Below are 21,195 nucleotides of genomic sequence, written 5' to 3'. Positions count from 1 at the left end.
GTGTCCATACGCTGTGTTTACAACCATGAAAAAAACCCACTTATTCATGTCGGCCTTCGCAGCTCTGGCTCTGTTCCATTCACAGCCAGGATTTGGGCAGGTTGCCGACATCAATACGCAGCCTCCTGCCGCCAACAATTCAGCTAAATCCATGGTCAAGGTGAACCCTGGTTCAGGTGAAATCCTGATCATTGCCATTGATGATCCCTTAAGCGGCTCCGAGATCTGGCGCAGTGATGGCACAGAAGGAGGCACGACCCAAGTTCGTGATATTGTGACAGGTTCAAATGGCTCGGCACCTGTATCCCTGACCACCGTCGGTAATCGTGTTTACTTCACCACGACGCAACCAAGCAACAAGCCGAGCCTCTGGGTGACCGATGGCCAGTTCAGTGGCACGACAAAGCTCATGGAGTTCACGACGAACAATGGCCCGGATCGATTGACCTCGTTCAATGGGAATCTCTTTTTCGAAGGGTTTAGCAATGGCTTCGGCCGTGAACTCTGGCGCTCCAACGGAACGACAGCGGGGACCGTCCAAGTCCAAAACATTAACGAGGCGAACGGCCTAGGATCAGCCGTTAACCACTTTTTTGCGTTCGGCAACACCCTGTATTTTACGGCAACTGACGGGAACCGCGGACGGGAGATTTGGAAAACCGACGGAGTCAACGGAGCTTCTCTTCTTCAAGACATTCGGCCAGGCAGTGACACCCCGTTTCTTAACCTCGACCCGGAATTCACGGGCATGAACGGCAAGATTTATTTCGTGGCCGATACAGTCGGCGTCGAAGGGGCTGAGCTGTGGGTGACCGACGGCACGGCCACGGGAGCCCAGATTGTCAAAGATCTCATTCCCGGCACGGCCAGTTCATCCCCTCAGTCGCTAGCAGTCATGACCGTGGCCGGCTCACAGGCGGGAACTTACATCTATTTCTCGGCCAATGACGGCACGAACGGGCGAGAACTCTGGAGGAGTGATGGGATTACGGGCTTGGCGGGCAAGACGGAATTGATCAAAGACATTCGCGGAGGCAACGGCATCGGTTCAAATCCTGGTGATCTCACGGTTGTTGATAATACTCTCTTTTTCACCGCCAATGATGGCACCGGTATAGAACTATTTCGTAGCACCGGTCGGACCACCGACGCCACACGCGTCACAGATATCAATAATGCGGCAGGGGAATCCGATTCGAATCCAAGCAACCTCACCCCCTTTGGCAGCAAGCTTGTTTTCACCGCCGTTAATTCTGCGGGAAACCTCTTTTTATACAATTGTCCAGCGCCCACTGGCAGTATCAAACAGATCAAACAATTTGACGTGGGTGCCACGGCTTCACACTTCACTGAAATCGGAGGCTTGCTCTATTTCCTCTTAAAAACTCCGGTTGAAACAGACCAAGCTTACGTCACCGAACTTTGGGTCACGGACGGCGAAAATGCGAATGCAACAAATCGGGTCAAGGCCTTCCAAACAGGCAATGCAGGTTCATCCCCCAAAGAGCTTCGGGTCGTGAATGCTGAAGAAGCCTACTTCTCAGCGACTGACGGAGTCCAGGGAGAAGAACTCTGGAAAACGGATGGAAGCGAAGAAGGCACGAGTTTGATCAAGGATATCCGGCCCGGGAGTGAAAGTTCAGAGCCTCAACTCATCACGCCCGTTGACGATAAAGTATTCTTCACTGCGGATGATACGGGTGCGAATCGTGAGCTGTGGCTCACAGACGGCACTGAAGGCGGAACAGTGCTCGTTAAGAAAAGCGATGACAGCGAGATTCATAGTACGGGAGCGAGCAATCCCGAACACCTCGCCAGCATCAACGGATTGCTCTATTTTGCCGCCAGAGGCACTGACGAAAGCGATGACAGCATCGGGGTAGAACCGTGGGTCGCTGATCCAGCCACCGGGATTGCCACTTTGATTGCCAATATCGGTGCTGGGGGTAACTCGTCCTCACCGACCAATTTCGTCGGTTATCAATCCAAGGTTTACTTCGTGGCCTCACAGAGCTTGAGGGAGATTAGTAACCCGTCGGTAACCATTCGCACCACTGCCAACGGGCTTGACGGTCCGACATCTCCCACGGAGGTGGTCGTTCTGGGCACGGGCAGCAGTTCCGCACTCATCCTCAACGGGAACTCGAGTAAAGGCAAGGAACTGTGGAAGAGCAATGGCACGTCTGCCGGAACCCAGATTATCGACATTAACCCGAATTCATCGTCCGATCCGCAGGAGCTTACGGTGGTGGGTTCCTTTGTGTATTTCTCCGCCAATAATGGCACAACGGGCCGAGAGCTGTGGCGCCTAGGTGGCACCTCTGCGACGGCAGCCATCGTCAAAGATATCGTCGCCGGATCAGGCAGTTCAAATCCCGAAGACCTCATCGAGGTCGGGGGCAAACTCTTTTTCACTGCCGACGACGGTAAAAATGGCCGCGAACTCTGGGTGAGCAGCGGTGCCGCAGGAAACACCATCATGGTCAAAAACATCCGCCCAGGCATTGAGAGCTCAAACATCTCCAACATGCGCAATGTGGATGGGATTCTGTGCTTTTCGGCGGATGACGGGGTGAACGGCAATGAAGTCTGGATCTCCGATGGCACTGCAGCCGGCACAACAATGCTCGGTAACATTGCCCCGTCCTCGGCCTCTTCCAATCCGGCAAATTTTTCCGCCTTCAAAAATCAAATGCTGTTTTCAGCAGCAGATCTCGAGACAGGAGATGAACTCCGAATGGTCTTCATTGGCTCAGACATTGAAGTCCGCCGTAAGATTGAAAATGCAGTCTTGGCCATCAATGACACATTGGATCTTGGATCGGTTTCGATTGAATATAAAAAACCAGTCGTAAGCGCCACCTTAACCATCACCATCACCAATACGGGTTTGAATACTTTGACCGGGATCAAGCCTTTGATCAGTGGTGTGAACGCGGCCGAATTCACCTTAGGTTCGAAAATTCCCGCCACGCTTTCGAGCGGTGCGACCAGCGAACTGATCCTCAAGTTCACCCCCAAAGAAGGAGGCCCAAGGAGTGCCACGCTCTCGATTTTGAGCAACGACTCCGATGAAAATCCCTTTGTCCTCCAGTTGGCAGGCACTGGTGATAAGGACCCGACGATTACCAACCATCCCGAATCGTTGATGGTCAAAGTCGGTCAACCAGCCACCTTCGAGGCAGAAGCAACGGGCACTCTCCCACTGCTTCCAAACTGGAAAAAAGGCTCTTCCACACTCAAGACCGAAACGGGCGAAACATTGACGATCCCTTCCGTGACCATCAAAGATGGCGGCGCTTACAGCTACTTTGTCAAAGGCCCGCTTCTCACGGCCCTAAGCAATGCAGCAGAACTCGGGGTCGTTGAAGATTTTTCACCCGCTCTAGTATCCGTGCAAGGCTTGGGTAAATCTGCCGTCTTTAAAGTCAACGCCTCGGGCAACCAGTTGACTTACCAATGGATTAAAGATGGTGTCACTGAGTTAACGGAAAGCACTAAATTCGTTGGCACACGCGCGAAAGTCCTCACCATCAAAGGACTCACCGCAGATGACACGGGCCTCTACACATGCCGAGTGACCAACCCCGGAGGCAGTCAAAGCGGCGCGAGCACCCAGCTCAATGTCTATGGAGAAACCCCCATCGTCCTGTCGGCGCAAGATATGCCTGACGGCGTTGTCGGAGGGATCTATGAACACACGATCAAGATCGATCCAGATCCCTTCAAAGCGGCTTTGACTTATCGAGCCAAGTTCCTGCCACCAGGTCTCAAGCTGAATGCTAAAACCGGCGAGATCACGGGTCGTCCGACCAAAGACGGCGACTATGCAGTCGAGCTTTATGCCAAAAACACTGAGGGCGAAGGCTCCTACGTCGTCAGTCCATCCGTTAATATTGAGCCATTCCCTTCTGGGGTTGAGGGAATTTATGCAGGAACGATTGCTCACAATGCGGTGCTGAATGGCAACTTGGGCGGGCGCCTGGATGCCACCATCACGAAGACGGGTGCAGTCAGCGGCAGTGTCATGCTCGGGATTACCAAGCTGGCCTTCAAAGGTGCCATCAACGTTTTCAGAGACTCGGAAAATAGAAATCCCACGGCGGAATTCGACCTCAAGCCCTCGGCGAAAACAGGCCTGCCTTCAGTCATCAAGCTTGTCATTGAAATTGACAGAGAAACAGGTCTTTTAACCAATGTCAGCAAACTGAGCGCAGGAGGTGAAGAAGCTCTCATCGAAGGTTGGCGTAAACTGGACCTCGTCACGGCAGCCGCCTACGACGGCGCTTACAACTTCGGCCTCAAGCTGGGGGATCCTGAACAGCAGCACGTCGATTACGAAGACCTCATCCCGCAAGGCTGGAGCTTCGGCACCTTCAAGAGTGCCAAGGGCGCTCTGAAGATCGCCGGTCGCACCGCCGATGGGGACAAAATCACCTGCGCAAGCTTCGTTGGTGTCGGCGGCAAGGTCGTCTTCTACCAGACCATGTATAAGCCGCTTCCTGGCTCCATCGTTGGCAGCTTAACCATTGATCCGCAGGACACCGATGGGGAAGAGGCAGCCACCGACAACACCCTCACCGGTCAAGTCCAATGGGTCAAACCTGCTGACAGCAAATCCAAGACCCGCACCTATGTGGCAGGCTTTGGCATGCCTAGCATGGAAGTAGATAGCCCAGTGCCTCTGGACGCAAGAGGTGCAATCTATGTCAAGCCAACAGGGCTCGTGCTTGGCCTAACTGAGCCTGGCGACTTGCAGCTAAGCTTCACCTTTGGGGGCCTGACCGATAACTCGGCGGATGCGACGATCGCGCTGAACACGGGTAACAAGCTCACTCAAGATCCAGACACCACCACGGCAACTAAACTGGCCTCTGTCAATGCCAGCACAGGAGCCCTCAGCGGCAGCTTTGCCTTGGGCACCGGTGCTACGGCGCGGAAGTCCTCCTTCTTCGGTCAGTTGATCACCGATGGCGGCGTTGAGAAAGGCATCGGCTTCTTCACTCTACCTCAAGAACCAGGTGAGGGTGAGACGCTGAAGACCAGCCCAATCTTCGCGGGTCATGTCGAACTGAAACCTGCCGAGCTTCCCTAAGCTCGGTTAAGCTCACGACCATCAATCCAAAGGCCTGAAGAGTTTCTCTTCAGGCCTTTTTCTTTTCTGACATCTCGCAGATGAAGCGCAGCGGGGTGTTCAGCCCCTTAGGACAGCAGCTTCTTCCGCACGATCTCAGTAACGATCTTCGGGTTGGCTTTGCCTTGGCTGGCTTTCATGGCCTGACCGGTGAACCAGTTCATGGCTTTTTCATTGCCACCTTTGACCTCGGCCACCTTTTCGGGATTTGCCGCCAGGATCTGCTCCACGATGGCTTCCAGAGCGCCGGTGTCGCTCACCTGCTCGAAGCCCTTGGCTTTGATGATCGGGGCTGCGGATTGACCGGTGGCAAACATCTCGGCAAAGACTTCCTTCGCTTGGTTGTTGCTGATCTTGCCGGACTCCACAATGGCCACGAGTTCGCTCAAGATTTCAGGTTTGACCGGGCAGGCTTTGATGCCGTCTTCGGTATCCTTCAGCAGGCCGAGGAGATCGTTGATCACCCAGTTGGCGATTTTTTTCGCAGGCACCTTGGTATCAGCGCCAACAGCGGCTTCATAATAATCCGCCAGGAATTTGTCACTGACGAGCACGCCCGCGTCATAGGGACTGCAACCGTAATCGGACTCAAAGCGAGCCCGCTTCTCATGTGGCAGCTCAGGCACCAGAGGGCGGACTCGCTCGACAATCTTTTCCGTGCGTAGAGGGATCAGATCCGGATCGGGGAAGTAGCGATAGTCATGGGCGTCTTCTTTGGTACGCATAGGGGTGGTTTCGCCACGATCATCATCCCAGCGACGGGTGCTCTGCACCAATTTTTCGGGATTGCGCCCTTCCAGCACATCGATCTGGCGCTCCGTCTCCGCCTTGATGGCCCGGCGGATCGCGCTCATGGAGTTGATGTTCTTGAGCTCGATCTTCACGCCCAGTTCCTTTTGCCCTTCCGGACGCACGCTAATGTTCACATCGGCACGCATTTGGCCCTTTTCCATGTCGGCATCACTGACTCCGCCATAGATGAGGATCTGGCGCAGGCTGTTCAGGTAAGCCACCGCTTCCTCCGCGCTGTCGATGTCCGGCTCACTGACGATCTCCATCAGCGGGGTGCCAGCTCGATTGAAATCGAGGCTCGTAAACTTGTCGTGGTGGGTGCTTTTGCCCACGTCTTCCTCCAAGTGAATGCGGGTCAGTTGCACCACCTTGCCGGGATTGGCGATGCTCTTTTGCGCATCTTTCGGGTAGGCCACATCATACAGCGGCACGCCACCGCCCAAGCAGAGCGGGAACGGCATCTGGGTGATCTGGTAGTTCTTCGGCATGTCCGGATAGAAGTAGTTTTTCCGGTCCCAGCTCACGACGGGAGGAGTCGAGCAGCCCAGCATCATCCCGGTCAGGATGGTCTTTTCGATCGCCGCTTCGTTCAGCACGGGCAGTGCCCCAGGGAGGCCTAAACAGGTCGGGCAAGTATTCGAGTTGGGCTCAGCGCCGACTTCCACAGGGCAGCCACAAAACATCTTGCTCTGCGTGGTGAGCTGCGCGTGGACTTCAAGACCGATGGTGACGATATACTTGGGCATGGGGAAGCCTGGACATTGGAATCCCTTTCCGCCTCTGGCAAGCGGGGCTTGACCTGGAAAAAGCATTCCTCAGCCCCTGCGTGGCATTCCTCGGATCTGCTCACCTTGTTAACATAACATCAACTTCATCGCTTCCTCCTGAGGAACGCAGGCTGTGGCAGCGTTGATAAGCCTCACCAGCCTATGATCCGCCTATCCATATTCTTTGCCACCGCCGCCCTGCTTGCGAACAGCCTCCCCTGCCCTGCCAAGGACTGGGCTCAGCAGGCCGCAGAAGATGCCAAGCAAGATCGCACGAGCATCCCCTACGACGGAATCAGCCCCAATAAAATGGTCTGTGACACCACGCTGAGGCAGCTTCCGGATGGCAGTTGGGCTTTGATGATTTTGGCTGGGGATGACTTCGAGCCCTCTCCGAATAACTATGTCGGGATAACCCGGAGTAGTGATCAAGGCCTGACCTGGACGCCGTTGGAAGCCGTGAATACAGGGCTGCCTCGCGCGGGTTTGACAGTGGGGCAAGGCGTCACTGAGCTCATGGTGCGGGGAAATCGCTGCACCGCGTTCTTTTCCACCCACTCTGAGACCTGGGGCCGCCATTGGAAATCATGGATGATCCACAGCGATGACAACTGCAAAACGTGGTCGAAGCCCGAACCAATGCCGGGCCGCTTGGCTAACTTCACCTTCATTCGCAATCACATCGTCACCAAAGATGGCCGGATCATGATTCCATTCCAGCACTATGAAGGCCCAGGCCCGGAGGTGCCGCCGCCGCCTGCTGAAGAGAAGCCTTGGCATAAAGCGCTGGTTCATTACGTGAGCAATCCACGCAATGGGGTGCTCATCAGTAGCGATGGTGGAAAAACCTGGGAAGAGCATGGGAACATCCGCATCTCTGACAATGACCGCTACCATGGGTGGGCAGAAAATAACATCGTCGAACTCAGTGATGGCCGCATTGCGATGATCATCCGTGCGGACCGTTTGGGAGGTGTGCTCTTCTATGCCGAGTCTAAAGATGGAGGCAAAACCTGGCCTGAGTTCGCTGAAAAGACCGACATCCCGAATCCCGGCAGCAAGGCCACCTTGTATCCTCTCGGCGGCGATACCGTAGCGCTGCTGCACAATCCGAACCCCAAACACCGCAGCCCGCTGGCGCTGTGGATCAGCTTCGATGGCATGAAGACCTGGCCCTACCAGCGCGTGCTGGTGCAGGAATCCAGCGATGGGCCGAAGGGCCGCCTCAACTATCCAGACGGCTTTGTCAGCGAGGACAAGGAATGGCTGCACTTCGCTTACGACGACAATCGCCACCGTGCCGTTCACTACAGTGCCAAACTGCCTCCGCTGCCGTAATCTCGCCTCCTCCTAGCATGCAAGCGCTGCTCCATCGCTTCACCAATCTCTACATGCTGTGGTTGGTGCTGTTTGCCATCACCGGCTACCTGAAGCCCGATCTGCTGAGCTGGTTTTCCGGCCAGTGGATCCTGGCGGCTCTCACGACCGTGATGCTCGGGATGGGCATCACTTTAACCATGGGAGATTTCCGCCGTCTGTTGAAGATGCCCGGCTGCGTGACTCTCGGTTTCGCTGCGCAATACACGCTCATGCCTTTGATCGGCTGGGGCATCGCTAAGCTACTAAATTTGGAACCGGGATTCGCCGTGGGTCTCATCCTGGTGGCAAGCTGCCCGGGCGGCACGGCGTCTAACATGATCTGCTATCTGGCACGGGCCAATGTCGCGCTCTCCGTGGTGCTCACTTTGGCCTCCACCTTGCTCGCCTTCATCATGACCCCGCTCTGGTGCGAAACGCTGGCCGGCACCTATGTGCCCGTGGATGCCTGGGGGTTGTGCAAGACCACACTGCAAGCGGTGGTGGTGCCAGTTGTGATCGGTGTGTTGCTGAACTGGCGCTTTCCCAAAACGGTCGCACGTATCGCCTGGCTGGGGCCGGTGGTTTCAGTGATCGCCATCTGCTTCATCACCGGCGGCATCGTCGCCTCCAAGGCCGAGGTCTTGTCAAATCATGCGGGCATGATGACCCTCGCGGTCTTTTTGCTCCACGTCCTGGGCTTCCTGCTGGGGCATGGTGTCACTCGCCTTCTCGGCTATTCGGAAGATACGGCCCGCACCGTCTCCATCGAAGTCGGCATGCAGAATGGCGGCATGGCCGCAACGCTCGCGACGAAGCATTTCCCCACCGAACCCCTTTCAGCCCTCCCCGCCATCTTCAGTGCCGTGATGCAAAATCTTCTCGGCAGTCTCTTGGCCACCTGGTGGCGTGCCAGACCGGTGCCCTCCGATGGAAAGGATGAAACGCCATCCGCATGAGCCGACAGCACATCTATTATTGGAAGTGCGACCGGCCCGCAGCCTTTCACGGCACAGCCGAGCAAGTCTCTGCCGCGCAACTCCAAGAGCCGATGACGACCGTCTTGCGCCAACATTACCCTGATCGAACCATCACGCTCCACCCAGGCCCTGGACAAGGCAATCACCGCACCTTTCTGGCCGACATTGGATCAGAGACGCTTTTTGTTAGGATCGAAGACGGTCCAGAACAAGATACGCATTTGGAAACCGAATCCCGAGTGCAAGAAGCCGTGCGTGCTCTGGGCCTTCCCACTCCTCAGATCCACGCCGCCGACGCCAGTCGCACGCAGGTTCCTTTTGCCTGGCAACTCATGCAGGTGATTCCGCATCCTGATCTCAATCATTGGCATAAAGCCGGGCAGCTCTCGTTAAGCTCGACCTTCCATGAGATCGGCAAGGCCATCGCCACCTGGCAGGGGATACCGGTCCAGGGCTACGGTCCTTTTCAATCGGACACCCCGAGTTTCAGAGGCTATCACAGCCGATACGCCGACTACTTCCGGCTGAATCTCGACAAGCATCTCGGCTTCTTGCTGGAGCGTCAGTTTCTAACCCTGGCACAGGTCCACCAAATTCAACGATTGATCGACGACTACGCTCATCTGTTAGAACTTCCCAAGGGCTGTCTCGTGCACAAGGACCTCGCACTCTGGAACATCCTGGGCAGTGCCACCGAGATCGCGGCTTACATCGATTGGGATGACGCCATTGCAGGAGATGCCATGGATGATCTCTCCTTGCTTGGGTGTTTTCATTCGGGCGAAGCCGTCGCAGCCGCCGTCGAGGGCTATGCTAAAGTTTCAAACTTACCCCCGGAACATCGCCGCCGCTTTTGGCTGCATTTGCTGCGTAACATGATCGTGAAAGCGGTGATCCGTGTCGGAGCCGGGTATTTTGATCGTAACGATGGCTTCTTCTTGATCGGTGCCGGGCGCAGCGGTGACGATCTACGTCAACTCACCATGGCCAAACTTCATGCCGCCATGCAAGGCCTGCGTGAAGATGCCGAGATCTCCACCTTGCAGTAATTTTTCCCCATGAACTCCCCTTCCCCTTCGCTTCAACTCGGCACCTGGCTTTCCATCGGCTCACCAGTCATCGCCGAACTGGCCGCCGCCTGTGGCTACGATTGGGTGCTGCTTGACCTGGAGCATGGCTGTGAATCCGAAGCCGCCCTGCCCAACCAACTGCGTGCTCTGCGCGGCTCATCCACGCGCGGGGTCGTGCGGGTCGGAGCGCCGTATCCCGATCTGATCGGCCGTGTGCTGGACTGGGGTGCTAGAGGCCTCATGGTGCCTCATGTGAATACCGCCGATGAGGCGAAGGCCATCATCCAGGCAGCTCATTACTCGCCACGCGGTCATCGGGGTTTTTCACGGACGGTGCGAGTGTATGACTATGGTTTAAACCCACCCCTTCCCGAAACTCAGGAGCAGCCTCTGATTCTCGCGCAGATTGAAACTCTCCAAGGGGTGGAAAATGCCGAGGCGATTGCCGCCGTGGAAGGCATTGATGTTCTGTTCGTCGGTCCAGCCGATCTCGGTCATGATCTCCGAGCTCGGGGCACCGATCTGAGCTATGAAAGCTGCCTGCAGCGAGTCGCCCAAGCCGCGGCTCAGCATGGCAAGCAGACCGGGATTCTCGTGCGCCAGTCTCAGGACCTCCCGGCGATGAGCGAGCTGGGTTTTCAATGGATCGCCATGGACTCCGATCTCGCGCTCCTGCGGGAAGGCTTCCGCCGAAATGTGCAGTCCATCCGCGGGTGATTCCCGCTACCCATGGATCAGTTCGATGTGGTGCCGCTCACAGAGCGCAGTGATGCTGTCTGGATTCATCTCCCCACTCGCAGCCAGATCTGCTGCATCACGGAAGAAGTTCTCATGCCCAGCGGGAGTGCACATCCCGAGAAGCCGCGCGGGCTGCTCAGAGACTCCCTTGAAAGCGTGCACCACCCCACGTGGGATGAAGACGTGATCCCCTGGCACTGCCTTCCGAGTTTCCTCTCCGCAAAGAATCTCAAACTCACCTTCAAGCACGAAGAAAGCCTCATCGGCATCCCGATGAAGATGCGGTGGTGCCCCAGCCCCTGGCACACAACGCGCATGATAAGAGGCCATGGCCCCCTGGGTCTCGGCACCTCCAGTGAGGATGGCAACCTCCACACCGAGGACGTTATGAGCAGGCAGGTCCGCCCAAGACGAAATGAGGCAAGCAGCAGGATTCATACTTCGTGATTGAGTTCAATAGTCAGTTTGACTGACTATAATTCGTCAGATAAACTGACCAAGTCAATTTATTTCCTTTGTCATGGCTTCAGCTCCTTTTCCTGACCTCGCCGAAACCCTCGGCTCGCTCTTGCGCCGCCCCTACGCAAGGCTGCAAGCTCGCCTTTATGAGCGGCTGGCAGCCGAAGGCTTTCCTGAAATCCGCAGCGCCCACAGCGCCGTGTTTCGCCATCTCCCAACAGAGGGCGGCCGCTTGACAGATCTCGCCACGGCTGCGGGCATGACCAAACAAAGCATGGCGTATCTGGTCGAATCCCTCACCGATCATGGCTATCTGCGCATCCAGGCCGATCCGGCGGATGGACGAGCCAAACGCGTGGTGTTCACGGCCAAAGGCCGCCGCTGCATCCAGGCTGCCTTGCGCATCAGTCAAGAGATGGAGCACGAAGCGGCAGCCAAGATGCCCAAAGGCAGCTTGGCCGAACTACGCAGATTATTGGGCGATTTAAATGAGATCGTTTAGTCGATTGTTAACATAACATCGCAAAGCCTACTTTGAGATAACGAGTGCTCCCCTTCACGTCGTTTTCTCCTCATGCTCCAACCCAAGAAGCTTTGCCTAACCGCGCTCCTGTCTTTTCTTCCCGGCTTTCTCGTGGCCCAGAATGAGGGCCCCCTGCCTCAGTCGATTTTGGATCTGCCGCTGCAACCGGTGAAGATCAATACCAACCCCGGTCCCGAGTATTCCGACGCGCAGCGTGATTATGCCATGGTCATCGGTGCTGACCGCACGGCGAAAGGCCGCATCTGGGCCGCTTGGGTCGCCGGAGGAGACAGCCCGCGGGCCTACTTCGTCGCCGCCAGCAGTGATGATGATGGCAAGACCTGGTCAGAGCCACGGCTGGTGATTGATGCGCCTGACGCCCCCACGGGCTTGGAGGCCAGTGTGCTGGTGGGTAACTTTTGGACCGATCCCACCGGGCGGCTGTGGCTGTTTTATGATCAGTCCCTGCACATGTTCGATGGCCGCGCCGGCTTGTGGGCGATCACCTGCGACAATCCAGACGACGAAAACCCCGTGTGGTCTGAGCCCCGCCGCATCTGGCACGGCATGACCTTGAACAAACCCACCGTGCTGAGCAATGGTGAATGGCTGCTCCCCATCTCGTTATGGACACGCGACCGTATCGGCGTGCCTGAACTGAGAGAGAAGGGTTATGCCGATCTCGATGCGGTGAGAATGGCCAATGTCTTCGTCTCCACAGACCAAGGCACCACCTGGACACGCCGTGGCGGGGTGATGTTTCCTGAGACGGACTTCGATGAACACATGGTGGTGGAACTCAAAGATGGCCGTCTCTGGATGATGGCCCGCACCAAGTATGGCATCGCCGAAAGCTTCTCCAGCGATCAGGGTCGCACTTGGAGTGCGCCCAAGCCTTCCTCCATTCAAAATGTCAGCGCTCGTTTTTTCCTACGCCGACTGGCTTCAGGAAATCTGCTGCTGGTGAAGAACGGCCCGTTGGATCAGCGCTTGAAAAGCCGCAGTCACATGATGGCTTTCCTCTCGAAAGATGATGGGCAAACATGGCAAGGCGGTCTGCTGCTGGATGAGCGCAACGGCGTGTCCTATCCCGATGGCTTTCAGTCACCGGATGGGGTCATCCATATCGTTCATGATCGTGGCAGAGCGAGCGAGCGGGAGATCCTCATGCATCGTTTTACCGAGGCTGACATTCTGGCAGGAAAACTGATCACGCCAGGCAGTGAAATCAAAATGATGGTGAGCAAAGCCACCGGGCCAGTCATTACAGGCAGGCTTTACAACGGCATCGAACTCCCGCCCGAATGGCCCCCGAAGAATGGCGACCCGAAAAGCTACGCCCCCATGCCGGTGCCCTATCTCCAGCACAAACCCAAGGTGATCCCGATTGATCGTGGCAGGCAGCTCTTCGTGGATGACTTCCTGATCGAAAGCACCAGTTTAAAACGCACCTGGCATCAGGCTCGCAAGCATGAAGCCAATCCCGTGTTCAAACCAGAAACCGCCGAGGAACTCGCATCCACGGGTTTAGAGGGGAATGAACAAGCTGTTTGTTACCTCGGTCATGGCGGTGTCTTCCATGATCCGGAGGAGAACCTCTACAAGATGTTTTACACCGCAGGATGGCGCGGCGGTCTCGCCCTCGCCACCAGCACGGATCTCTTGAATTGGCAAAGGCCGAAAAGCGACACGCTCACTGGAAACCTGCTGCTGCCATCCGGGCGGGATTGGGCGGGTGGAGACAACAGCGTTTGGCTGGATGTGAATGCACGCAATCCCCTAGAGCGTGTGAAGCTGATGACCGACCGCCGTCCCCACACCCTGCATGTCTCGCCGAACGGCCAGGTGTGGTCCCAAGGCGTGAGCACGGGTAAAGCAGGCGACTACTGCTCTTTCTTCTACAATCCCTTCCGCAAGGTTTGGTGCTACAGCATCAAACAAGATGGCCCCCATGGGCGCAGCCGCTGGTATGCGGAAAACAGCGACTTCCTCAAAGGAGCCGACTGGTCCAACTCGGTCTATTGGTGCAATGCCGATCACCTCGATCAACCCGATCCTGAAGTCGGTGATCCCGCTCAGCTCTACAGCCTCAATGCCGTGGCCTATGAAAGCCTCATGCTGGGAGAGTTTTACATCCACCTCGGGCCGAATAACAAAATTTGTGATCAAGGCAAATTCCCCAAGATCACCGAGATCAAACTGGGCTTCAGCCGGGATGGCTTTCACTGGGATCGCCCCGACCGTCAGCCATTCATCGCTGCCACTCGCAAGGAAGGAGATTGGGATCGGGCCTACATCCACGGCACGACTGGCGTCTGCGTCGTCAAGGACGACGAGATTTGGTTCCCCTACACCGGCTACTCAGGCAGCGCCCCCAATGGCCACCGGGGAATGTATAGCGGAGCCGCCATCGGCATGGCCATCCTGCGTCGAGACGGCTTCGCCTCCATGGATGCTGCGGAGACAGGCGGCACCCTAACGACCGAAGCTGTCGCTTTCAATGGCCGCTGTCTGCATGTGAATGCCGCTGTGAAAGGCAGTCTCACGGTGGAAGTCCTCGATGAAAATGGGCAGGTCATCTCCCCCTACACTCAGGAGAACTGTGAAGTCTTCCAGGGAGATCAAACCCGCACTCTCATCCGCTGGAAAGGCACCGAAACCCTGGATGCCGTGCGTGGCACCCCTGTGAAATTCCGCTTCCACCTCCGAGACGGAAGCCTCTACGCTTTCTGGATGGAATCCACGCCATAACGTCAGTGTTCAACCGGGTCTCGTAGAAGATGCATCTCTTCGAGACCTTGGAAAAAATTTGCGCATGTTAGGTAGCGGAATTAATAGCCCTTATGCGCCTGCGCCTCTCCCATCATCCTATCTCAATGGCTCAGATCATTTGCCTCATCGATTGAAGGGTTTAACCATCCAAGACATCTAAGCCAATGCCTCCCAGGGTCACGGTCATCATGCCTTGTGCCAATCTCGATGATAAGGCGCGACATTGCATTGCAGCGATACACAGGCAACTTCGCCGATCCGATGAGTTTTTATTGATGCTGGATGGTCATGCCGAAGCTGCGGACCTCGGGCCTCAAATCCAAGTGCATCAGTCAGCCGTGCGCCGCGGACCCGCCGTCATGCGGAACTGGGGCGCGAGCTATGCTCAGGGGGAGGTCATCTTCTTTGTCGATGCCGACGTTGAGGTGCATGAAGGCGCTCTGGAGAGGGTGCGTGATTTCTTTGCAGAACAGAAAGGTGACGCCGTTTTCGGTTGTTACGACGACAGCCCTTCCGAGCCGGGACTAACGTCTCGATTTCGCAATCTAATGCATCACTATGTGCACTGGACCAATGCGGGGCCCGCAGCGACCTTTTGGGCGGGCTGTGGAGCGATTCAAAAAAACGTCTTCATTCAATCCGGCGGGTTTGATGAGAACTATCGCTTACCGTCGATTGAAGACATCGAACTCGGTGTGCGGTTGGCAAACAAGGGGCATCGGATCATTCTCGACGCTGACCTGCAGGGTAAGCATCTCAAACGATGGCCTCTGCTGGCCATGTGGCAGACCGACCTCCTACAACGGGCAGTTCCCTGGTCTCGGCTGATCTTACGCTCGGCGCAGATGCCGCAAGGGCTGAACACGCCCTGGGCAGCCAGGATCGCTGTGGCAGCGCAAGGTTTAACGCTCGTCTCTGCTGGGGCCGCCTGCGGCATCAGCCAGTTCATTTGGCTGACCTTGTGGTGGCAAGTTTTGGCTGTGCTTGGTCACTACGGATTTCTGACCTTCTTATCCAAACGCTATGGTGGACGGTTTGCACTGCAGTGTGTGCCCCTTTTGGTGGCCTACAACATCATCTGTGGCACTGGCTTCATGTGGGCCTCAGTGATCCATATCTCCGAACGACTCCGCCGATCATTCCAACACATCGATCACCCGACTCCCGTGATGAAATCCACCGCGAAGAACGAAGTCGCATGAAGGTGGATGTTTTAATCATCGGGGGTGGTCCCTCCGGGCTGACAGCGGCCGATGAATGTCTCAGGCATGGCAGACTGCCTCTGGTCATCGAGGCTTCATTGGAATGGGGTGGCATCGCCCGAACGGTGAAATGGCAGGGGCATCGTGTGGATATCGGTGGGCACCGCTTTTTCACCAAAGACGAAACCGTGGAGAAGCGTTGGCAGGAGTGGCTGGCCGCCGATATGATCGAGGTTCCACGACTGTCCCGAATCTTCTATCAAGGGCACTTTTATTCCTACCCTCTGAAGCTGGTGGAAACCCTGAAAAACTTTGGTTTGGTCGGCAGTGTCCGGGCCATGCTCAGTTATCTTCGCGCTCGCTTGGTGCCTGTGCATCCGGAAGTGTCCTTCGAAGACTGGGTGAGCAATCGCTTTGGCTGGCATCTTTATCGGACTTTCTTCAAAAGCTATACCGAAAAAGTGTGGGGCATTCCCTGCACGGAAATCCGGGCGGACTGGGCCGCCCAGCGCATTCATGGGTTAAGCCTTGGAGCTGCCGTTTTGAATAGCCTATCGCTCAAACGCAATGTGCGTTCTTTGATCAAAACTTTTCGTTATCCTCGGCTTGGCCCAGGAATGATGTGGGAGCGTGTCGCCCGCTCCGTGACCTCACGAGGAGGGCAGACCTGGACTCAATCTGAAGCGATCGAACTCCACCATGCCCATGGCAAAGTGACTGAGGTCCTGATTCTCAAAGAAGGCCAAACGGTCGGTGTCGAAGCCGATGAAATCGTCTCGACCATGCCCCTCGGACACCTGATTCGAGCCTTACGTCCGCAACCTCCTGAGGAAGTCCTGACGGCCTCGAATAACCTCAAGCATCGCGATTTCCTCATCGTCACTTTGGCAGTGCGAGCCCAGAATCTTTTTCCGGACAACTGGCTCTACATCCATGATCCGCAGTACAAAGTCGGGCGGGTGCAAAATTTTCGCAATTGGTCGGCCGAGATGGTGGGCGATCCTGAACTGAGCACCCTTGGCATGGAGTATTTTTGCTCACGGGGAGACTCCTTATGGGAAATGACGGATGAGGAACTGATCCGCCTAGCCACGGAAGAAATGGCATCTCTAGGCCTAGCCGCCGCCGATGCTGTGAAAAACGGAATGGTCATCCGGCAACTCAATGCCTATCCCGTCTATGATTCCACTTATGCCGAAAATTTGGCGATCGTTCGCAGGTATTTGGAAACCCTGACTAATCTCGCCACGGTGGGTCGGAGCGGCATGCACCGTTACAATAATCAGGATCACTCCATGCTCAGCGCGATGGCTGCGGTGCAGCGCATGCTGGGAGATCCCAATGCGGACCCTTGGGCCGTCAATACAGAGCGCAGCGGGCATGAGGAGCAGGTGCTCAAGTCCTCAGTCAATACCATTGTCGGAGCAAGCCCATGAATCACCGACTCAGGCTCTCCACCTTCATGGCTGACCGAGTTTGGTTACCTTGGGCCACCTGCGGTCTGCTCCTCTTGTTTGGAGCCTACATTCTGGCCTTCGCCCATTTGCCAAAAGAGAACCGTTTTTTTGACCTCAAGCTAAGACAGCAAGAACTGCGCTGCTGGGAAAAGGGAGTCTATCCGAACACACATCTCTATGCCCCCGGCGTGGTCGAACCCGGAGCGCACACGGTTTATCCACCCACATCTCTGGTTCAACTCTGGCTAGTCTCTCCCTTCAAATCCTTTGCCACCAACGTCCGGCTATTCATGGCCTTGAACACTCTGGCGTTCATTGGCATCAGTCTTTACGCTTGGCGGCTCGGCAGTTTGGCGGGCCGATCTGGAGCACTCTTTACCATGAGTGCCGTTTGGGCCATGTCAGCGACGTTGTCCTCCGTGAAGTCAGGGCATCATGGATTGATGATCAATGCCTTGCTCATCCTCATGTCGAGCGCGGTGATGCAGAGGCGAGGCCTCTGGGCAGGCCTGGCCTGGACTGGAGCCATGATCAAACCGCACGTCGGGCTATCCTTCGCCGCCGTGTTGGCTGCACGACGCCAATGGCTGGCACTGGCCACGGGACTCGTGGTGATGGGAATGCTCGGCTGGGGGGCCTGCGCTTACACCGGACATACGTTGATGCAGGTGCTCGAGGCGAGCTATGTCAAATCATCTCTCAGCTATGCCTCGCTGGGTGATACTCTCGTGCACGTTTTGACTCGCCTGGAGTTCAGCCATCGAGCCGCCGTCATCGTGAGCGCCATGACGGCCATGGCCATCCTCTTTCCTTACCTGCTATCTCCCTGCAAGGATCTCCCGATCCTGGTGCATTTGGCCGCCGCCGGGGTCGCTGGCAGGCTCGGTTTTTATCATCTCCACGTGGATGATGTCATGCTGACCTTCTTGCTCCTGGGTTTGATCGAGAACGCCTTGCGACAACGTAGCTCCGTCGCTTGGGGGATCGTCTTGGCGGTAGGCATCACCGTTTGGACCCCTCAGGTCTTCCTGGTCGAGATACCCGGTCGGTCCTTGCGTCTAATCATCTGGCCTCTCGCCCTTCTCTACCTCACCTTAGCCTCCCTGAAGCGTCTCAACGGTTTAACCAATGATGCTCCAAAGGTGCCAGCAGACGGCGATTGAGAATGGAATCACTTTTCACCTTCAATCGTCGATGCCACGAATCAGGATAAGCGATGACCCGATGAGCCACGCTCCAGCGTCGTTGACTTTCTAAGACAGGCTGAGCCCCGCGAAGCTGCCACTTTTCAGTGAAACGCTGGAATCCTTGATCGACCCAGGCATCGCTCCAGCGAGTGGTAAAAAAGGCGCGATCGTCGTCATGCACTCTCTCCGGGAGAAGCACCGTGACACGCGCCTTAGGCTCGATCCAGATCTCGACCGACGCTTTTAACAACGTGAGACAAAAATCGCCATTCTCGGGTAATGAGGGAATCTGGGGGTCAAAAAGTTCATGCTTTTGGAGCAAGTCCGCTCGCACGAGAAATGCGTGCATCTCGATATGTTCTGTCTGGAAGCGTGAGGTGGCGGCAAACTTTAAACTGCCCTTACGCTGATCGTGCGTTAAGACAAAACACCGCTGCTGGTTATCGTCCTTGATGTAGCAACGCCCCCCCAGCATGTGCAGTTTTTCTTCCGAGCCCAGCCTCTCCTGATAGAGGGGTGCCACAGCTCCAGCCTGTGTCTCTTCAGCACAATTGACCAGAGCCTCTAGCCAGCCGGGCTGCACCAAGACGTCGTTGTCGATGAACACCGCGTAGTCGGATTGAATAAGGGGCAACGCCAAACATTTCGCCTCATTGGGTGATAGAAAACGCTCCTGACGTAAAAGCCGAAATCCATATTTCTCGGCCATCATGCGCAGGTGATCACGCACCGTCGGAGGAGAGGCTCCATCGATATAAATCAAATCAAAGGGTGCGGGGGTATGAGCCAGCACACTTTCCAAGCTCTCTCGACTGGGAGCAAAAGCCTCACGCTGCGTGATGATGATGGTGATGCTGGGATTCATGGCCTTAATCGATAACTTATGACAGGTGTGTTTCCGCAGCCACCTCAAAGACCTCGGCGTGATGAAGCTTGGGCCAGCGATGCCCGGCACGCTGACGTATGGAGCGAAGTGCGCGCACGGACCACGGATGCGTCATGATCGAAGAGACACCTGGGCGCAGGATGACTCCCACATGACAGGGCTCCGGCATAAACCCGGCATGCCGTTTGAAACGATCCACCGAAGTCATCGCCGGCACGGTTTGCCGTCCCACACACATGGCTTCGACCTCCGGCCGACTCATGCGATCGCGCACGGTTTCATAATACAGGGCATGCGTCGGATGAGCGGCTCGCAAGCTTTCCGTCCACAGCATATACAAGCCATAACAAACGCCCGCATGCAGCCAAGTGATCATGTAAGCCGCCAACTCCCCACCCACGAAGCAGCCGATGGCCTCGCACCCTGGCAGCAGAGATGCCGCCTCACAATAGGCGGCCCAGCACATCGGATCCGTATAACGTGGGGCATGGACGCCACGTCGAGCCATCGTTGATTGATTCACAGGCAGGGCCAGCCTAGCCATCTCATGCCACTCCACCGGGCGACAATGGCAATGCTGCAAAGCGATTTTCACCTGCTGCCGAAACTGTCGCTGCAAAGACTGCATGCCATACGAGCGATCACGCACCACGAAGGAATTGACCTCTTTGCCCGTTTCAAATCCACTGCCAAAAATAGCAGCGATGCGACCCGTCCTCTGAAGGAGATTCACAATCTCGGACTTCGTCGGTCGTAAAGGAATGCTCCCCGGTGTGCTAAAAACACTGAGTCGCGTTTCCACCAGCCAGACACCACCCGCCATTTGAGAAGAGGATTGCCCGGTGCGCTGATAAAAAGCCTGCAGATGTTCCATACGTGTCTTAGGACCTCGGAGTCTGTAAGGTCGCCCTGGCATAACCGAGCGTGGACATCACTTGGGATAAGACGATGAGCCCCGTCAGTCTCAGTCTTTCCCATCCACCCGGCTTCTGCATCGGATGAGTGAGCATGTTCCAGTAGTAACCCGGCGTGCGCATGCCCCGCCCCCCCTTCCCCACAGGAGCTTGTTGATGAAAACGCCAAGCGCCTAACCCGTAAGAGTAATGTTGGCGGCAAAACTCCCGCAATCCCATGTGATGCGAGTGCTCAACCTTCGCCTCCGCTAAACACACGATGCGACCGTTCGCTTCGAGCCAGCGGGCGCAGAAATCGCGATCTTCAGCCCCCGCTCCGGCGTAGCGTCCATCCGACCCGCCGAGGGTCAGAAATCGCTTTTTGGAAACCATGAAATTGGCTCCTGCAACAAAGTGAGCGCTCTCGGCCTCCGTATTGTAACAGGAATACACATAGTCCAAGAGAGACTGACTGGCCTCCGCAAAAGGGTTTTGCTTGAGTGCATTGATCAGCGGTGATGCCGCCATCACGGATTCATCTCCTCCGCAAGCCTTCCACAATGCAGTCAACCACCCCTGCCGAGCTTGGCAGTCGTCGTCGATGAAGGCAATCCATTCCCCCTGTGCCAATTCCACACCTCGATTCCGCGCTCTGGCCACGCCTTGATTGGCCTGCCATTCATATCTGATCTGAGGCCATGCCTGGCAGACTTGCCGCGTCGTATCCTGAGAGCCGTCATCGACCACGATGATCTCAAACCCGCCCGGAACCGCATCCAACGCATACAGGCTCTCCAAACAAGCCTGCAAAGCCTGCGCTCGGTTAAAGGTGGGAATGACAATCGAGATCAACGGCATGGCTAAGCATGAGCCCAGAGAGGGTAAAGACAGGCTGATTCGGATCAATAAGAATTAAGGATGCACCCATCAGAAAAAGCATCCTAAGAGGTGCCGTGCATCATCGTGTTCTCCACCGCAT

15 protein-coding genes are annotated in these 21,195 nt (G+C 56.2%); 10 read left to right on the top strand and 5 right to left on the bottom strand.

Annotated elements, in window-relative coordinates; all coding sequences use genetic code 11:
• The first annotated feature begins 25 nt into the window (after nucleotides 1-25).
• Nucleotides 26-5,095: an ELWxxDGT repeat protein gene (locus tag B5D61_RS14980; RefSeq protein WP_078814214.1), complete on the top strand. Its 5,070-nt coding sequence runs from the start codon at nucleotides 26-28 to the stop codon at nucleotides 5,093-5,095.
• A gap of 107 nt (nucleotides 5,096-5,202) precedes the next feature.
• Here B5D61_RS14980 and gatB read toward each other — a convergent pair whose 3' ends face one another.
• Nucleotides 5,203-6,672: an Asp-tRNA(Asn)/Glu-tRNA(Gln) amidotransferase subunit GatB gene (gene gatB, locus B5D61_RS14975; protein WP_078814245.1), complete on the bottom strand. Its 1,470-nt coding sequence runs from the start codon at nucleotides 6,670-6,672 to the stop codon at nucleotides 5,203-5,205.
• 183 nt (nucleotides 6,673-6,855) lie between these two features.
• Here gatB and B5D61_RS14970 point away from each other — a divergent pair, with 183 nt between their 5' ends.
• The 4 genes from B5D61_RS14970 to B5D61_RS14955 are packed head-to-tail and all read left to right on the top strand — an operon-like array spanning nucleotide 6,856 to nucleotide 10,816.
• A complete protein-coding gene (locus B5D61_RS14970; RefSeq protein WP_078814213.1) occupies nucleotides 6,856-8,031 on the top strand; it encodes a sialidase family protein in 1,176 nt (391 codons plus the stop codon).
• A 17-nt stretch (nucleotides 8,032-8,048) separates the two neighbouring features.
• Complete coding sequence (locus B5D61_RS14965; protein WP_078814212.1) at nucleotides 8,049-9,008, top strand: bile acid:sodium symporter family protein; 960 nt, start codon at nucleotides 8,049-8,051, stop codon at nucleotides 9,006-9,008.
• Nucleotides 9,005-10,078 carry a phosphotransferase family protein gene (locus tag B5D61_RS14960; RefSeq protein ID WP_078814211.1) on the top strand — a complete coding sequence of 358 codons (1,074 nt, stop codon included), beginning with the start codon at nucleotides 9,005-9,007 and terminating at the stop codon, nucleotides 10,076-10,078. Before B5D61_RS14965 ends, B5D61_RS14960 begins: the two co-directional genes overlap by 4 nt.
• 9 nt (nucleotides 10,079-10,087) lie before the next feature.
• Complete coding sequence (locus B5D61_RS14955) at nucleotides 10,088-10,816, top strand: HpcH/HpaI aldolase family protein (protein WP_078814210.1); 729 nt, start codon at nucleotides 10,088-10,090, stop codon at nucleotides 10,814-10,816.
• A 6-nt stretch (nucleotides 10,817-10,822) separates the two neighbouring features.
• Here B5D61_RS14955 and B5D61_RS14950 read toward each other — a convergent pair whose 3' ends face one another.
• The gene (locus tag B5D61_RS14950; RefSeq protein ID WP_078814209.1) at nucleotides 10,823-11,275 is read right to left on the bottom strand and encodes a cupin domain-containing protein; all 453 of its coding nucleotides are present in this window, start codon (nucleotides 11,273-11,275) and stop codon (nucleotides 10,823-10,825) included.
• A gap of 82 nt (nucleotides 11,276-11,357) precedes the next feature.
• On the opposite strand from B5D61_RS14950, the gene B5D61_RS14945 reads away from it, so the two are divergent.
• The 5 genes from B5D61_RS14945 (at nucleotide 11,358) to B5D61_RS14925 (ending at nucleotide 18,413) form a co-directional block, all read left to right on the top strand.
• On the top strand, nucleotides 11,358-11,798 hold the full coding sequence (locus B5D61_RS14945) for a MarR family winged helix-turn-helix transcriptional regulator (RefSeq protein ID WP_078814208.1): 441 nt from the start codon (nucleotides 11,358-11,360) through the stop codon (nucleotides 11,796-11,798).
• 72 nt (nucleotides 11,799-11,870) lie between these two features.
• On the top strand, nucleotides 11,871-14,570 hold the full coding sequence (locus B5D61_RS14940) for an exo-alpha-sialidase (RefSeq protein WP_078814207.1): 2,700 nt from the start codon (nucleotides 11,871-11,873) through the stop codon (nucleotides 14,568-14,570).
• Nucleotides 14,571-14,755: 185 nt separating this feature from the next.
• Nucleotides 14,756-15,793, top strand: a complete 1,038-nt coding sequence (locus B5D61_RS14935; RefSeq protein WP_078814206.1) for a glycosyltransferase family 2 protein — start codon at nucleotides 14,756-14,758, stop codon at nucleotides 15,791-15,793.
• Complete coding sequence (locus B5D61_RS14930; protein ID WP_078814205.1) at nucleotides 15,790-17,229, top strand: NAD(P)/FAD-dependent oxidoreductase; 1,440 nt, start codon at nucleotides 15,790-15,792, stop codon at nucleotides 17,227-17,229. Before B5D61_RS14935 ends, B5D61_RS14930 begins: the two co-directional genes overlap by 4 nt.
• Nucleotides 17,226-18,413 (top strand): glycosyltransferase 87 family protein, encoded by a 1,188-nt coding sequence (locus tag B5D61_RS14925; RefSeq protein ID WP_078814204.1) that lies wholly within the window; start codon nucleotides 17,226-17,228, stop codon nucleotides 18,411-18,413. The genes B5D61_RS14930 and B5D61_RS14925 overlap by 4 nt, the downstream gene beginning before the upstream one ends.
• Here B5D61_RS14925 and B5D61_RS14920 read toward each other — a convergent pair.
• From B5D61_RS14920 to B5D61_RS14910, 3 genes are read right to left on the bottom strand one after another with little or no spacing between them, the layout of a single operon-like run.
• Nucleotides 18,364-19,302 (bottom strand): glycosyltransferase family 2 protein, encoded by a 939-nt coding sequence (locus B5D61_RS14920; protein WP_078814203.1) that lies wholly within the window; start codon nucleotides 19,300-19,302, stop codon nucleotides 18,364-18,366. The genes B5D61_RS14925 and B5D61_RS14920 overlap by 50 nt on opposite strands.
• Nucleotides 19,303-19,318: 16 nt before the next feature.
• Nucleotides 19,319-20,197: a GNAT family N-acetyltransferase gene (locus B5D61_RS14915; protein WP_176159461.1), complete on the bottom strand. Its 879-nt coding sequence runs from the start codon at nucleotides 20,195-20,197 to the stop codon at nucleotides 19,319-19,321.
• Between the two features lie 7 nt (nucleotides 20,198-20,204).
• The gene (locus tag B5D61_RS14910; protein WP_078814200.1) at nucleotides 20,205-21,074 is read right to left on the bottom strand and encodes a glycosyltransferase family 2 protein; all 870 of its coding nucleotides are present in this window, start codon (nucleotides 21,072-21,074) and stop codon (nucleotides 20,205-20,207) included.
• Nucleotides 21,075-21,195: the final 121 nt, after the last annotated feature.

Source organism: Prosthecobacter debontii, assembly GCF_900167535.1.
In the GTDB taxonomy this organism is placed as follows: Bacteria; Verrucomicrobiota; Verrucomicrobiia; order Verrucomicrobiales; family Verrucomicrobiaceae; genus Prosthecobacter; species Prosthecobacter debontii.
The sequence above is the reverse complement of the archived record's forward strand: the minus strand, read 5'-3'. Positions and strand labels throughout refer to the sequence as shown.